This window comes from Paracoccaceae bacterium, from assembly GCA_012103375.1.
GTDB lineage: Bacteria > Pseudomonadota > Alphaproteobacteria > Rhodobacterales > Rhodobacteraceae > WLWX01.
This window is the reverse complement of sequence record WLWX01000001.1, coordinates 2,061,543-2,075,163: the sequence shown is the minus strand read 5'-3', so window position 1 is coordinate 2,075,163 and position 13,621 is coordinate 2,061,543. Positions and strand designations below refer to the sequence as shown.

14 protein-coding genes are annotated in these 13,621 nt (G+C 63.7%); 7 read left to right on the top strand and 7 right to left on the bottom strand.

The window, feature by feature from the left end:
* Positions 1-44 precede the first annotated feature (44 nt).
* Both GKR99_10575 and GKR99_10570 read left to right on the top strand, forming a co-directional pair.
* A complete protein-coding gene (locus tag GKR99_10575) occupies positions 45-1,235 on the top strand; it encodes a phosphatase PAP2 family protein (protein NKB27966.1) in 1,191 nt (396 codons plus the stop codon).
* Positions 1,236-1,520: 285 nt separating this feature from the next.
* Positions 1,521-3,353, top strand: a complete 1,833-nt coding sequence (locus tag GKR99_10570) for a hypothetical protein (protein ID NKB27965.1) — start codon at positions 1,521-1,523, stop codon at positions 3,351-3,353.
* A 92-nt stretch (positions 3,354-3,445) separates the two neighbouring features.
* On the opposite strand, the gene GKR99_10565 is transcribed toward GKR99_10570, so the two are convergent.
* The 5 genes from GKR99_10565 to GKR99_10545 all read right to left on the bottom strand — a co-directional run bounded on the left by GKR99_10565 (position 3,446) and on the right by GKR99_10545 (position 8,069).
* Complete coding sequence (locus GKR99_10565; protein ID NKB27964.1) at positions 3,446-4,492, bottom strand: gfo/Idh/MocA family oxidoreductase; 1,047 nt, start codon at positions 4,490-4,492, stop codon at positions 3,446-3,448.
* Positions 4,489-4,929, bottom strand: coding sequence for a type II 3-dehydroquinate dehydratase (gene aroQ / locus GKR99_10560; protein ID NKB27963.1), 441 nt, complete (start codon positions 4,927-4,929; stop codon positions 4,489-4,491). Before aroQ ends, GKR99_10565 begins: the two co-directional genes overlap by 4 nt.
* 103 nt (positions 4,930-5,032) lie before the next feature.
* Complete coding sequence (locus GKR99_10555) at positions 5,033-6,064, bottom strand: ABC transporter substrate-binding protein (protein ID NKB27962.1); 1,032 nt, start codon at positions 6,062-6,064, stop codon at positions 5,033-5,035.
* Positions 6,037-7,407, bottom strand: coding sequence for a HAMP domain-containing protein (locus tag GKR99_10550; protein NKB27961.1), 1,371 nt, complete (start codon positions 7,405-7,407; stop codon positions 6,037-6,039). Before GKR99_10550 ends, GKR99_10555 begins: the two co-directional genes overlap by 28 nt.
* Complete coding sequence (locus GKR99_10545; protein ID NKB27960.1) at positions 7,404-8,069, bottom strand: response regulator; 666 nt, start codon at positions 8,067-8,069, stop codon at positions 7,404-7,406. Before GKR99_10545 ends, GKR99_10550 begins: the two co-directional genes overlap by 4 nt.
* A 99-nt stretch (positions 8,070-8,168) precedes the next feature.
* On the opposite strand from GKR99_10545, the gene GKR99_10540 reads away from it, so the two are divergent.
* The 5 genes from GKR99_10540 to GKR99_10520 are packed head-to-tail and all read left to right on the top strand — an operon-like array spanning position 8,169 to position 12,779.
* Positions 8,169-9,137, top strand: coding sequence for a tripartite tricarboxylate transporter substrate binding protein (locus GKR99_10540; GenBank protein NKB27959.1), 969 nt, complete (start codon positions 8,169-8,171; stop codon positions 9,135-9,137).
* Positions 9,137-9,628 (top strand): tripartite tricarboxylate transporter TctB family protein, encoded by a 492-nt coding sequence (locus GKR99_10535; GenBank protein ID NKB27958.1) that lies wholly within the window; start codon positions 9,137-9,139, stop codon positions 9,626-9,628. The genes GKR99_10540 and GKR99_10535 overlap by 1 nt, the downstream gene beginning before the upstream one ends.
* 3 nt (positions 9,629-9,631) lie before the next feature.
* A complete protein-coding gene (locus GKR99_10530; protein ID NKB27957.1) occupies positions 9,632-11,137 on the top strand; it encodes a tripartite tricarboxylate transporter permease in 1,506 nt (501 codons plus the stop codon).
* Positions 11,137-12,486, top strand: coding sequence for an acyclic terpene utilization AtuA family protein (locus GKR99_10525; GenBank protein ID NKB27956.1), 1,350 nt, complete (start codon positions 11,137-11,139; stop codon positions 12,484-12,486). Before GKR99_10530 ends, GKR99_10525 begins: the two co-directional genes overlap by 1 nt.
* The gene (locus GKR99_10520) at positions 12,483-12,779 is read left to right on the top strand and encodes a DUF4387 family protein (protein NKB27955.1); all 297 of its coding nucleotides are present in this window, start codon (positions 12,483-12,485) and stop codon (positions 12,777-12,779) included. The genes GKR99_10525 and GKR99_10520 overlap by 4 nt, the downstream gene beginning before the upstream one ends.
* A gap of 24 nt (positions 12,780-12,803) precedes the next feature.
* Here the strand turns inward: GKR99_10520 and GKR99_10515 are convergent, their stop codons facing one another.
* Complete coding sequence (locus GKR99_10515; protein ID NKB27954.1) at positions 12,804-13,274, bottom strand: hypothetical protein; 471 nt, start codon at positions 13,272-13,274, stop codon at positions 12,804-12,806.
* A gap of 8 nt (positions 13,275-13,282) precedes the next feature.
* Complete coding sequence (locus GKR99_10510; protein ID NKB27953.1) at positions 13,283-13,594, bottom strand: metalloregulator ArsR/SmtB family transcription factor; 312 nt, start codon at positions 13,592-13,594, stop codon at positions 13,283-13,285.
* Positions 13,595-13,621 lie beyond the last annotated feature (27 nt).

Sequence of the window (13,621 nt, the reverse complement as noted above, 5' to 3'; positions counted from 1 at the left end):
GCCGCCTCTTCACTGAATTGAACCAAACATCATAGGAGAGCGACATGAGTGCGATGGGCGGCGGAGCAGGCGGTGGCGGTGCTGGTGGTGGTGGCGCAGGCGGTGGTGGTGCTGGCGGTGGAGGCGCTGGCGGCGGCGGTGCCGGTGGCGGCGGCGCGGGCGGCGGTGGTGCTGGTGGCGGTGGTGCTGGTGGCGGTGGTGCTGGTGGCGGTGGTGCCGGCGGTGACGGTGTCGGGGGCCACGCCGGTGGTGGTGGCTCTCCGCTGTTGAACGCGGCGCTGGCGGTAACCAATGACGCGGTCGTCGGCTATTGGAACGGTTCGGCGGACGTGGACGATCCGGCCAAACCGCCGTCCCACGGCGACCTTGGCTATGTCAGCCCGCAGCGGCGCATCGACATGTTGCACGCCGATATCAGCGGGTTGTTCGCCGTGAATGCGTCAACCGGCGCGGGCGGCGCGGGAAAGGCCACGGTGATGTTCGACGGTCAGGAGATCTATCAGACCGTCGTACCCGATGCCGAGGTGTTCGTCGAACAGCTGATCTGGCTTAGAAACTATTCCGACCTGCGTTTTGATCGCATTCCCGAGATCAACACACAGATCTTCGACAAGATCTCGTTCTTCGGGCTGGCCGCGCGGCTGGATGCCGGGGCGAAGAAGCACACTCTGGAACTGTTGGGCACGGTACAGGGCCTGACATACAACCTTGAGCTGCTGGTCAAACACGCCTGCTGGGCACCGCGCCCGGTGGAGTATTCGCACAGCGTTCAGCCGATCATCCAGACCCCGGATCATTCAAGCTATCCCAGCGGCCATTCGGCGGAATCCTTCGCTGTGGCCACGGTTCTCAGCTATCTGATGGATCCATCGCAGACGACGAAACAGGCGGTCGCGGCTCAGCACATGCCGTTTCGCATTGCCCACCGCATTGCGGTGAACCGCACCGTTGCGGGCGTGCATTTCCCGGTCGATTCTGCCGCCGGTGCGCAGCTTGGCATCCAGATCGGCACGGCCATTCTGGGGCTTCTGTTCGGCGTGGATACAACCAAGACCGACTTCAAGGTCGCACCCGGATCCGGCAGCGCAGATGGCAAATTCCGCAAAGGCGACGACTTCCTGTTGTCAGATTTCCCAACCCACGGCTGGACCGACACAGGAACCGCCGCGCCGGACGCAGGCATGATCGCCTCGGTCTTCGCGGACGCCGTCAAGGCCGAATGGGGGATCGTATAAGATGCCTCGTTTCACATGGACCGGCTGGCAGGATGCGCCAGCCGGGCGCGATTATCGCTCGGCCTATGCCGATTGGATTGCTGAAGTGGGCGGGCCCGGCATGCAGCCTGATCCCTCCGCTGCGGGCGCAGGCGCAGGTTCGGGTGCCCCGGATTGGTTTGGCGTAACCTCGGGCACCGATCCGGCAACGGCAGGCGATCCCGATGCCTTCTGGCCGAGGTTTACTACCAGACCTTCGCCCACGCAGACGCACCGCGCCCCACGGCCCCCAACGCGGTCACCGGAATGCCCCGCCCTGACGGGAGCGTTGACACCGCCGCGCATGAGGCCTGGCTGGCCGCGCATGGCCCGTTGCCGGACGCGCTTAAACCCGGCGCCTCGCCCGATCCGGCCTTCGATCTGCCGGCCAATTCGGCGATAGTCGGCGTGATCGACGTGGGCATCCCGCTGGGTCATCGCCGCACCCAGATGACGCCCGCAAAAACGCGCATTCTGGCCGCCTGGCAACAAGGGGCCGAGCGCAGCGACCTGAACCCGTCGCAGGCCGTACCCGCCGGCGCGCAGATGTACCTTCCTTTCGGGCGCGAGCTTTTGGCGACCGACATCAACGCCCTGCTGTCAACGCACAGCGCCAGCGGAACCCTCGATGAAGAGGCTTTCAACCGCGCTTACTTTACCGAGGATTTTCGCAACCTCCATGGGCACCGAGAATTGGGCGGACGGGCCGCGCATGGGGCGCATGTCCTCGATCTGGCGGCTGGGTTCGACACAACCGAACACGCCCGGGCCGAGGCGCTGCGCATCATCGCTGTCAACCTGCCCGCGCGCCGCCTGATCGGCCATTCGGCGCGCTTTCTGGAGTTTTTCGCCGTTCTTGGAATGATCCGCATCGTGCAGCTTGCCGACGCGGTCTGGCACCACAACAACGCTGGCGCGGCCACGGGCAGCAAAGGCTATCCGGTGATCGTCAACCTGTCCTTCGGGATGCAGGCCAGCGGGCGTGATGGCAGCGACCTGATTGCGCAGTCGCTGTCCCGAATCAACGCCTTCCGCGCTGCGAACGGCTACCGGCCTGTCCAGCTGAGCATTCCTGCGGGCAACGAAAACCTTGAAATGGGCAACGCCCGCATCACGGTTCAACCCGGCGCAGAAATCAACCTCGACTGGCGCGTCCTGCCCGAGGATCAATCCGCCAATTTTATCGAGGTCTGGTCTGACAGACCGGTACCCGAGGCCGCGCAGATGCCATTCGACCTAGCGCTGGTATCGCCTGACGGCGAAACCCCGTTGGGCACCGGGGCGGCGGACGGTCAGGTCGCGTCGCTACAGGATGCAAACGGCGCGCCGGTTGCGCGGGTCTATTGCGATGTGATCGGCGCGGGTGACGGGCGCATGCGCTATGTGATCGCGACGCGCGCAACCCAACATTTTGAGGATGCGCCAGCCGCCCCGGCCGGGCTGTGGCGCCTCGGCCTTACCAACCGGACCGACGTGCCCCTGGCGCTGGTCACCAACATCCAGACTGATCAGACCGAACAGCCAATCTCGGCGATCAACCAGCGCAGTTACTTTGACCATCCCGATTACCGACGGTTCGACGACACGGGCCGCGCCATCGACAGCTATGCTTATCCGGTGGATACAGGGTCTCAGGATGGCTCGAACCTGGTGCGGCGGCACGGTACGATCAACGCCATCGGGCAATCAGACCAGACGGCGATATCGGCGGGTCACCAGACCACCGATGGCAGGCCCGGGCCGACCAGCAGCACTGGAATCGATGGCCAAAGCCGGCCCAGCGCCTCGATGCCGATGCGGCGCGGGGCTGCGCATCACGGGGTTGTCGCCGCCGGGGCGCGCGACGGATCGGCCGTTGCACTGGAAGGGACCAGCTTCGCGACCGCCCAGTTGTCGAAACAAATGGCGCTGATGGCAATCGGACCCGCCGGACCAATCGCACCAGGTCTGATCAGCGCGGTTGAAGCGCTGGCCGCCAGTGCCGAGGCTGCGGCCAGCCACCCTGGAACGATCCGCGCAGTGAAATCCGGCATGGGCCGGATGGAGCGGCCCGTCGAAGCCTCGGACCTGGGGCGGTTTCATGGTCTGGATCGACGCTGAAAGGTTAGCAACCTGAGAGCCTTACGCGCTTTTGGAATGGCCCGCGCCCGTTGCGCGCCGAAGGCATTGGGGCAGATAAAATGGACGAGGGTCTATCCGCAAGCCGGGCGCGGGATCTCGACGGTCTGACCGCTGGCCGCTGATGTCAGAATCGCCGCGATCACCCGCTGGTTCTGCAACCCGTCCCGGGCCGGGACCAGCGGTGCCGCCTCGCCCCGGATCACATCGGCAAACTGATTGATCTGGGCGACAAGCGGGTCGTCGTGATCCTGCGGCACACGGGTGGCGCTGATCGGTTCCCACCAACCGCGCAAGCCGGGATTGGACCACAGCGTCAGGTTCGGCAGGGCCAGTGACCCATTGGTTCCTCCAATCAGATAACAGGCCTGATCGGTTGCCGGATAAGCGGGATTCTCTCGCGCCGTCAGCTCCCAGCTGAACGGGGCGGTCACGGTGTCCGACAGGCTGATCGTGCCCAGCGCACCGCCGTCAAATCGCAGGATAATCGCCGCCGTGTCTTCGGGCGCGAACCCGCGCACCGCATTGCTGGGCATGGCATGGACCGAGGATACCTCGCCCACCAGATGGCGCAGCAGATCGATGTCGTGGCTGAGGTTGATGAAAATCGGCCCGCCGCCCGGTTCACGCCGCCAGGCCGTCTCAAAGTAATCGTCCGGCTTGCACAGCCAGGCGGTGCCCTGAACGGCCGTGATCCGGCCAAGCTGACCATCGTCGATCAATTCTCTGGCGCGACGGATCAGCGGATTGTGGCGGCGATGATGCCCCGTCAGCAGAGGCACCCCCGCTGCGTGCCCGGCGGCGACGATCGCCTCGGCATCAGCAACGGTTGTTGCCAGCGGTTTTTCGATCAGCGCCGGAATTCCGGCCGCGATGCAGCTTTGCGCGCCGCCAAGGTGCATCTGATTGGGCGTGGCAAGGATCACGCCATCGGGCCTCTCAGCCGCGATCAGCGCGTCGAGCGTTGCATGATGATTAACCGCATAGCGTGCCGCCAGTTCCGCACCCGCCGGTGCCGGATCGGCGACAGCACACAGGGCGACCCCCCGGGCGACAGCCAACGCATCAGCATGGCGCCGACCGATCAGACCGGCCCCGGCAACGGCAATGCGCAGCGTCATGCCGCCAGCAATGCCGCCATGCGCCGCAGGGCAAACAGATATCCGTCAGTTCCAAACCCGGCGATCACCCCGTTCGCCCGGGCCGACACGTAGGAGTGATGGCGAAACGCCTCCCGCGCGTGGATGTTCGAGATATGGACCTCCAGCACCGGGCCGTCGAAGGCCGACAAGGCATCAAACAGCGCAACCGAGGTATGGCTGTACCCCGCCGGGTTGATGATAATCCCGGCCGAGGTTTCGCGCGCGCCGTGGATCGCGTCGATCAGCGCGCCTTCGTGGTTGGACTGGAACGCCTCAGTCGCAAGGCCCAGATCTTTGGCCAGCGCAGCGCATTGCGCCTCAACCTCGGCCAGGGTCGTGGTCCCGTATTTCTGGGGCTCGCGCTGACCCAGAAGGTTCAGGTTCGGCCCGTTCAGGATCGTGATCGTCTTTGCCATGGTTCCCATGTCCTTCGCATCGCTGGTCAGGCGCATAGCACCGGCGGGGGCGTGTCAACAAGTTCCCAGGTTTGCCCGCATTCAAACAACGCCGCGCGCAGCGCTATTCCTGCACCAGAGAGCTTTCCCAGCTGCGCAGAAAATTCTGCCGCTTCAGCTGATCCAGAAACACCAGCAATCCGGGACCAAAGCGGATCGGGCGCAGCGACGGGGTTTCCTGCAAGGCCGCGCTGTCAATCCCCGGCAGACCTGAAGCCGTGACCAGATCGGCGCGCCGGTTCAGCCCGCTCAGGAAATCAATCATGGCGCGCGCATCCTCGACATTGTCGGCATTGGCGGGGATCAGGCTGGTGCGCAGCATGACATTCACGAAATCCGACAGCCGCACGATGCGAAACCCCTGCGTCGTCTGTAATTGCGAGGCCGCATAGCTGCCCAGCACATTGTAGGCCAGCGCCAGCTCGCCGCTGGCGACATCGCGGATCATATCGCCTGAACAGCAATACAGCTTGGCATCCAGCCGCCCCATCACCTCCATCAACCGCCAGAAGGCTTCGGAGTTGCGGCTGTCCTGGGTCGCAACCAGATACCCAAAGCCCGAGGTGCGCACGTCGTAGGTGCCGATGCGCCCCTGAAACCGGTCCGGGTTTTCGCGCAGCAGAGTGATCAACTCATCCCGGTTTCGCGGGGCCTCTCCGGGGGCGAAAAAAGCGTCTGACACCACCAGCACGGCGGGTTCCTGGGTAAAGGCGAACAGGTGATCGCGCCAGATCGCCCAATCCGGCAGAACGCTGGCAGGCGCGGTATAGGCCTGCGCAAACCCATCGTTGACCAGCTTGGTCTGCAAATCCATGGCCGAGGATATCGCCAGATCAAACTGTGCCCCCTCATCATGGATTGCGCGCATCAGATCGGTTGTGCCGGTGACGGTGTAATCTACCGCAATGCCGGGATTATCCGCCTGAAACGCCAGGATGATCGGGGTGAACACGTCCAGATCGGCGGTTGAAATAACCTTGAGGACCGACCGCTGTGGGCTGGCCTCGAACAGGCGGCGATCCTCGACCTCGAAGGCCAATGCGGCGCTGGCCAGAAATAAGCCTGCGATCAGCGTGGCAAGATGAGCGAGACGCATGCGCCAACTCCTTCGTCATTCGGGGCGATGGTCAGTCTGCCGCCATGGGCGCGGGCGACCTCATCCGCGATGGTCAGGCCGAGGCCCGAGCCCACCACGTCGCCGACGTTTGAGCCACGGCTGAACCGGGTCGTCAGGGCGTCGACGTCGATCCCGTCCAGCCCGCGCCCCTGATCGCTGATCGACAGGTCGAGCGTGTCTGTAACCGCGACGCTGGCGGTGATCGTACTGTCGTCGGGCGAGTATTTGATGGCATTGTCCAGGATGTTTTGCAGCGCCGCCTGCAACAGGATCCCGTCGCCCTTGAAGACCACAGGCGCGGCGGGCAGGTCGCGGCGGATTGCGATATCCTTCAGATCCGCAGTCGGTGCCAGCCGGTCGCAGACCTCGCCCATCAGTGCGGCCAGATCCAGATCGTCCTGCGCCAGTGCGTCGGCGCGAAAGGTGACCATGGCATGATCCAGCATCTGCCCGGCGGACCGGCTGCTTTCGTCGATGGCGCGGATCATTTCGCGCACCGCTTGTTTGTGTTCCGGCTTCTTCAGCTTGCGATGGGTCAATTCGGCCTGTGCGCGCACCGTGGCCAGCGGCGTGCGGACCCGGTGCGCGGCCTCGGCAATGAAATCCTCGGTCCGGCTGAGCGACGCGCTAAGCCGCGCCATGAAGGAATTCAGCGCCTCGACCAGCGGCGCAAGCTCCTCTGGCGGGTCCGAGGGGACGGCGCGCAAATCCTGCGGGCCGCGCCGCGCCACCGAATCCGTCATCCGCACAATAGGCCGCAGCGCCAGATGCGACGCCCAGAGGCTGAGCAGGGTCGCGGCAAGGAAAAACCCGATGCCGACGCCCGTCGCCGTGGTGGTGATCCGCCGCGAAATCGCCGCCAGCCCCAGCCGGGTCTGCGCAACCGAAACCACAACCGCCTGACTGTCCGTTGCCGGTCCGACCGCACGCACGACCGAGGCGGCTCGCACCTCATCCCCGCGATAGGTCAGGGTTGAAAACGCCGGGCGGCCCAGCGCCGGGGCCGGGTCGGCCAGCGGCAAATCGGAATACCCCGTCAGCGTCTTTCCGGCAGAGACCACGCGGTAAAAAACCCGGTCATCGCTGATCGTACCCAGCATCGACAGTGCCGAATACGGCAGATCCAGCGTCACCTGCCCATCTTCACTGCGCAGGCTGTCGGCAATCGCGGTGGCCGAGGCAAGCAGGATGTCATCCTGCGTCCCTTCAGCCGCCCGTTCGGCGACCCCGCGCACCACCAGAAAAAACGCCAGCGACAACAGGGCCGCGACCCCGACCAGTTGCAGGAACAACCGCCCTCGTATCGAATTACGCGGATTCACACCGCAACCATCCGATAGCCCAACCCGCGCACCGTTTCGATCCGCGCGCCTGACCCTTCAAGGCGCTTACGCAGTCGCGCGACATAGACCTCGATCGCGTTCTCGGACACCTCGTCCGAGAAGGAAAACAACCGGTCCATCAGGTGCGATTTCGCGAACACCTGCCCCGGCGCATTGAAGAAAACCTCGAGCAATCGCAGCTCGCGGTTGCGCAGATCAATGGTCTGATCGGCAAATTTCAATTCGGCAGTGGTCGAATCAAGGCTTGCCCCGGCAAAGCTTTTCCGGTTGTCTGCGGCCCCGCCCTGACGGCGCAAAACGGCGCGGCAGCGGGCCTCCAACTCGGCAAAGTCGAAGGGTTTGGTGATGTAATCATCCGCCCCAAGGTCCAGCAAGCTGATGCGATCCGACACCGCAGACCGCGCCGTGGTGACGATCACGGGCGTGCGTTTTTCACGCTGTCGCTGCTGTTGCAGAAAGGCACGACCGTCCCCGTCTGGCAGCATAATATCCAGCAAAATCAAGTCGTAGTCCGCGACCGAGATAAAATTCTCGGCCACTTCCAGCCGGTCTGCGTGATCCACCGCATGACCGTCCAGCTGCAAATGCTCGACGATGGCGCGCGCCAGTTTGGCGTTATCTTCGATCAACAAGAACCGCATCGGTTGCCTTTTTTGTGCCTTGACAGGTTGGTGTCAGGTTCGCGCGTTTGTCTGCCACATGGGCAGGCTTCTGCTCATGAGTCAATTTGGGAGGAAACAATGACAAAACGTCTGTTCAAGGCGCTGGTCGCATCGGCGGCCCTGACCGTCGGCGCAACTGGCATCGCGTCCGCGGCCGAATGTATCGCACCGGCCAACCCCGGCGGCGGCTGGGATTTCACCTGCCGTCAGATCGGCAAGATCATGCATGACATCGGCGCCGTTGACGCACCGATCCAGGTCACCAACATGCCGGGTGCCGGTGGGGGCCTGGCCTATAACACCGTGGTGAATGAGCGTGGCGACGATGCCGATCTGATCGTCGCAGCCTCATCCGCAACGACCACCCGTCTGGCGCAGAACGCCTATGCGGGCCGCACCGCTGACGAAGTGCGCTTTGTCGGTGCGATCGGTGCTGACCCCGGCATCATCGCCGTGGCTGCTGACAGCGAATACCGGTCGCTGAACGATCTGGTTGAGGCGATCCTTGCCGATCCCGGTTCAGTTGCCTTCGCAGGTGGCTCGGCCGTTGGTGGCTTTGACCACCTCAAGCCGCTGATGATCCTGAAAGAGGCCGGATTTACCGACATCACGTCGGTCAAATACATCGGCGTTGACGGTGGCGCGGATGCGATCACCCAGACGGTCGGCGGCTTCACCCAGGCGATGACCGGCGACATGTCCGAAGTTGTCAGCTTCCTGGCCAATGGCGACATCCGCGTCATCGCGGTGTTGACGGACGAGCGTGTGCCGGGCTTTGACGACATCCCGACCGCCAAGGAACAGGGCTATGACGTTGTGGCCGTGAACTGGCGCGGTCTGTACGTCCCCAAGGGCGTCAGCGATGACACCTTCAACAGCTGGGCAGACAAGCTGCAGATGGTTGCCGACAGCCCCGAATGGGCCGAGGCGATGGCCGCAAACGGTCTGGCCCCGTTCACCAAAGTCGGTGGCGATTTCCAGAGCTATGTTGATGGTCTGGTTGCCGACATTGCAAGCATGTCGGCAGAGCTTGGGGTCACCCAGTAATGGCCTCGGACCGGATATTTGGTCTGGTCGCTTTGATCACGGCGGTCGCGTATCTCGCGGCCGCCACCCAGATCCAGACAAACCTGTTTTCGGGCGAATATCTGCCCAAACTGTTCCCGATGCTGATCGGCAGCGTCGCTGCCATCTGCGCCCTGTTCATGATGTTCCGTCCTGACCCAGAACCGGACTGGCCTGCGGCCGGATCATGGATCAACATGGGGTTGGCCGTGATCGTTCTGGCGATCTATGCCGTCATGCTCAAGCCGCTGGGCTTCATCCTGCCCACGGCGATTGCTGCTGGCATCCTGAGCTATCAGATCTCGCCCCGCCCCGGACCTGCGGCGATTGCAGGCATCGGATTGTCGCTGGGGCTGTTTGTTCTGTTCAAATTCGGTCTGAAGCTGGGCAATATCGTCGCTTACCGCATTCCCACGCCCGCCCAACTGGGTGACGCGTTCCTGCAACTGATTCCCTTCGTAGGTGGGCACTGAGCCATGGATATCCTGTCAAACCTGGCCCTGGGCTTCAGCGTCGCCCTGTCGCCTTACACGCTGTTCCTGGCCGTCTGTGGCTGCTTTCTGGGCACAATCATCGGCGCGCTTCCGGGCCTTGGCCCGTCCAATGGCGTCGCGATCCTGATCCCGATTACCTTCACGCTTGGTTTGGACGCGACCAGCGCGCTGGTGCTGATGACGGCCGTTTACTACGGCGCGATGTATGGCGGGCGCATCAGCTCGATCCTGCTGAACATTCCGGGCGACGAACCGGCGCTTATGACGACGCTCGACGGGTATCCCATGGCCAAGGCGGGTCGCGCAGGCGATGCGCTGGTGCTGTCGGGCGTGGCGTCCTTCGTCGGCGCGTTCCTGGCCACAATCGGTCTGATGCTGCTGGCCCCATCGCTGGCCCGCGTTGCCTTCCTGTTCGGCCCGGCAGAGTATTTCGCGCTTTACATGCTGGCGTTCTGCACGCTGGGCGGAATGGCGTCGAACAACCAGGCAAAATCTGCAATGGCGGCCTGTATCGGGCTGGGGATTGCGATGATCGGGGTGGATTCCTCGTCCGGCCTGCCGCGCCTGACCGGCGGCAACCTGCACCTTTATGACGGCGTCGACTTCCTTGTCGCCATCGTCGGATTGTTCGCCATTGCCGAGGTCTTCTTCTTCATCGAAAGCCACGGCAAGGAAAGTTCGATCGGGGTGAAGCTCGACAAGGTGACGATCCCGTGGCGCGACATCTGGTCGACCCGCTGGACGATGCTTCGCACCTCGGTCGTCGGCTTCGTGGCCGGTATTCTGCCGGGGGCAGGGGCATCGCTGGGGTCGTTCATGGCCTATATGACCGAAAAATCCATTGCCGGGCCCAAGGGCGGTTTCGGCACCGGCGTGCCCAAGGGCATCGCCGCGCCCGAGGCGGGCAACAACGCCGCCGCCGGTGGCGCGCTGGTGCCGATGCTGACGCTGGGCGTGCCGGGTTCGGGGACGACCGCGGTGCTGCTGGCGCTGCTGGTGACGTTGAACATCACGCCCGGCCCGACCCTGTTCACCGAACGGCCCGAGGTGATCTGGGGCCTGATCGCCTCACTCCTGATTGCCAACGTCGTATTGCTGTTGATGAACGTCCCGCTGGTGAAGATCTTCGTCAAAGTGCTAATGGTGCCCGCGTGGATCCTGCTGCCGGGCGTCACCATGATCTCGTTCGTCGGGATCTTCTCGCTCTCGGGCAGCTTCTTCGATTTGCTGATGATGATCGGCTTTGGCGTGCTGGGATATATCCTCAGGAAGCTGGACATCCCCACCGTGCCGGTGATCCTGGGCATTCTGCTTGGCGGGAATATGGAGGACGCGCTGCGCCGCGCCATGACCCTGTCGGACGGCGATGTCGCCTACCTCGTCTCCAGCCCCATCGCCATCGGCCTGTGGATCGCCGCGATTGCCGGGTTCGTCGCACCGATGTTCCTGCGCAATTTGCTGAAGAAGCCGCAGGCGGTCACTGACTGATGGTGAAGGTGCTGATCCCCTGCGGCGCGCTTGGCCTTGGGTATGACCGGGCCGCGCTGGCGCGGGGCGTGGCCGAAGGGCCGGATATCATCGCGATTGACGGCGGGTCCACCGACAGCGGCCCGCACTACCTCGGCACCGGCACGTCGAAATATTCCCGCCAGTCCACCAAGGCGCAATGGCGCGAACTGATCGAGGCGCAACAGGCCGCTGGCGTGCCGCTGGTGATTGGTACCGCAGGCACCTGCGGCGCGGATTCTGCGGTCGACTGGCTGGTCGACATCACCCAGGAAATCGCGGTCGAGGCTGGGTTGGCGCTGAAAATCGCCGTGCTGAAAAGTGGGCAAACGCCCGACGCCGTGGCCGAGGCGTTCGAAGCAGGCCAGATCACACCACTGGACGCAGCGCCGGACATCTCCGCAGAGGTGATCCGCGACTGCACCAATATCGTAGCCCTTGCCGGGGCGGAACAGGTGCAGGCCGCAATCGAAACCGGCGCGGATGTCATCATCGCCGGGCGCACCACCGACACCGCAATCATCGCCGCCCTGCCGCTGGCGCGGGGCTGCCACGCCGGTGCCGCCTGGCACGGGGCCAAGGTGGGCGAATGCGGCGCGATGGCGACGACGAATTATTCGACCGGCACGATCATGGCGGAATTTGATCAGGACGGCTTTACCATCACCCCGATGGGTGACGGCGTTCAGGCGACCCCGCGCACGGTGTCTGCCCATATGCTGTACGAAAACAGCGACCCCTATATCCTTTTCGAACCGGGCGGCTATCTTGACGTTCGGGGGGCCGAATATACCGCACTCGACGACAGGCGGGTGCAGGTGACGGGCAGCACCTGGCATGCCACGGACCGCTATACCGTCAAGCTGGAGGGCGCGCGCCGCGCCGGGTATCAGGTCGTCTCTCTCGTCACGGTGCGCGATCCGCATTACGTCAAGAACATCCACGACTGGTGCGCCGATATCACCGAAACATGCACGGCCAAGGCACGGCGCGAAACCAACGGAGACTTCACCATCGAACTGCGCGTGACCGGCGCCGATGCAACGCTTGGGCCGCTTGAAAACGCCGCGCAGACAGGCTCCGAAGTGGGCGTGACCGGGATCGTGACGGCCGAGAGTGAGGCACTGGCAATGGAGGTCGCGAAAATCCTCAACCCCTTCCTGCTGCACCACCCGCTGACCGAGACCGAGCCGATGCCGACTTTCGCCTTCCCCTTCTCACCCCCCGAAATGCCACGCGGCGCAATCCACGAGTTTTGCCTGCACCACGTGATGACCCTGTCCGACCCGATGCAGGCCTTCCGCCTGTCGGTGATCGAGGTTGGCGCGTGAAACTTGGCGAACTGGCCGACAAGGTGCGGTCAAAGAACGCCGGGCCTTTCTGGCTGACGCTCGATATCTTCTGCGCGGATGCGACCGTGTTTCAGCAGGTGTCACAGGGGTTGGAATCCGCTCGCGTCGCCCAACTGCTTGGCACCGACCCCGCAGTGATGAAACGCTTCGACATGCCCGAATTGAACGTGGTCAAATTCTCGATCCCGCGGCCCGCCCGGCAAGGTGCGGTGGATGACCGCGACATGCACGGCGCAAGCTTTGCAAACCTGCTGGCCGAGATGGAGGTCTGAGGCCGCACGAAAGCCCCGGACAGTTCAGCCCGCTTTCGTCGCGCAGGCCTCGGCGTAAGCCCCCTCAAAGATCATCACCCAGCCCTGACCATAACCGCCGTGAACGCCTTCGGCCCAGTCGCCCATGGCTTCCCAGTCGCTTTGCTTCAGGTCGACGCGGGTGCCGGTGTCGATGGACGTGAACGTCAGCTCCAACAGTGTCAGCCCCTCGCCATCGTAATTTGGCGCGGGGATGTTGAAGCGCATCGCCACGAAACCATAGGGGTCATAGGTTTCGATATGGCCCCAACTGGTTTCGGTATCGTCCGATCCGACCTCGGTGATCTGCCCACCCTCGCGCGCGTCAATCCGGATCGTCTTGGCAGGCGCGCCCTTCATCGCCGAAAGGGTGAATTTGCCCAGCGGCCACCAAGTGTGCATCTCCTCAACAAACACCGAAAAGGCGGTTTTCTGATCGCAGGGCACGTCAATGGATTTTTCGATGGGGGCAAGCATGGCGGTTCCTATCTGTGTTGATTTCGTTTGGAAATTTCGGCCCCGAAGGCGGCCAGCGTTCCGTCCCAGAACCCGTCGAGGTATCGGCGAAGCGCCTCCAACCCCTCTGGTCGGACGGCATAGATCCGGTGGCTGCCCTTCGGGGTTGCCTGCACCAGCCTGGCGTCATGCAGGACTTTCAGATGTTGCGAGACCGCCGGTCGGCTGACCGGTTGGGATTTCGCCAGATCGGTCACCGTACACGGGTGGCGGCGCAGTGATTCAAAGATTGCGCGGCGCGTTGGATCGGCCAGGGCGTGGAGGGCAGCCTCGTAAGTCATCACTTACGTGTAAGCGGTGACTTACAC

What these genes read in the sequence shown, in the direction of transcription:
- GKR99_10515 (NKB27954.1), bottom strand. Translation starts at nt 13,274, where the DNA reads ATGCTTGCCCCCATCGAAAAATCCATTGACGTGCCCTGCGATCAGAAA.
- GKR99_10510 (NKB27953.1), bottom strand. Translation starts at nt 13,594, where the DNA reads ATGACTTACGAGGCTGCCCTCCACGCCCTGGCCGATCCAACGCGCCGC.
- GKR99_10525 (NKB27956.1), top strand. Translation starts at nt 11,137, where the DNA reads ATGGTGAAGGTGCTGATCCCCTGCGGCGCGCTTGGCCTTGGGTATGAC.
- GKR99_10575 (NKB27966.1), top strand. Translation starts at nt 45, where the DNA reads ATGAGTGCGATGGGCGGCGGAGCAGGCGGTGGCGGTGCTGGTGGTGGT.
- GKR99_10565 (NKB27964.1), bottom strand. Translation starts at nt 4,492, where the DNA reads ATGACGCTGCGCATTGCCGTTGCCGGGGCCGGTCTGATCGGTCGGCGC.
- GKR99_10540 (NKB27959.1), top strand. Translation starts at nt 8,169, where the DNA reads ATGACAAAACGTCTGTTCAAGGCGCTGGTCGCATCGGCGGCCCTGACC.
- GKR99_10535 (NKB27958.1), top strand. Translation starts at nt 9,137, where the DNA reads ATGGCCTCGGACCGGATATTTGGTCTGGTCGCTTTGATCACGGCGGTC.
- GKR99_10545 (NKB27960.1), bottom strand. Translation starts at nt 8,069, where the DNA reads ATGCGGTTCTTGTTGATCGAAGATAACGCCAAACTGGCGCGCGCCATC.
- GKR99_10555 (NKB27962.1), bottom strand. Translation starts at nt 6,064, where the DNA reads ATGCGTCTCGCTCATCTTGCCACGCTGATCGCAGGCTTATTTCTGGCC.
- GKR99_10530 (NKB27957.1), top strand. Translation starts at nt 9,632, where the DNA reads ATGGATATCCTGTCAAACCTGGCCCTGGGCTTCAGCGTCGCCCTGTCG.
- aroQ (NKB27963.1), bottom strand. Translation starts at nt 4,929, where the DNA reads ATGGCAAAGACGATCACGATCCTGAACGGGCCGAACCTGAACCTTCTG.
- GKR99_10570 (NKB27965.1), top strand. Translation starts at nt 1,521, where the DNA reads ATGCCCCGCCCTGACGGGAGCGTTGACACCGCCGCGCATGAGGCCTGG.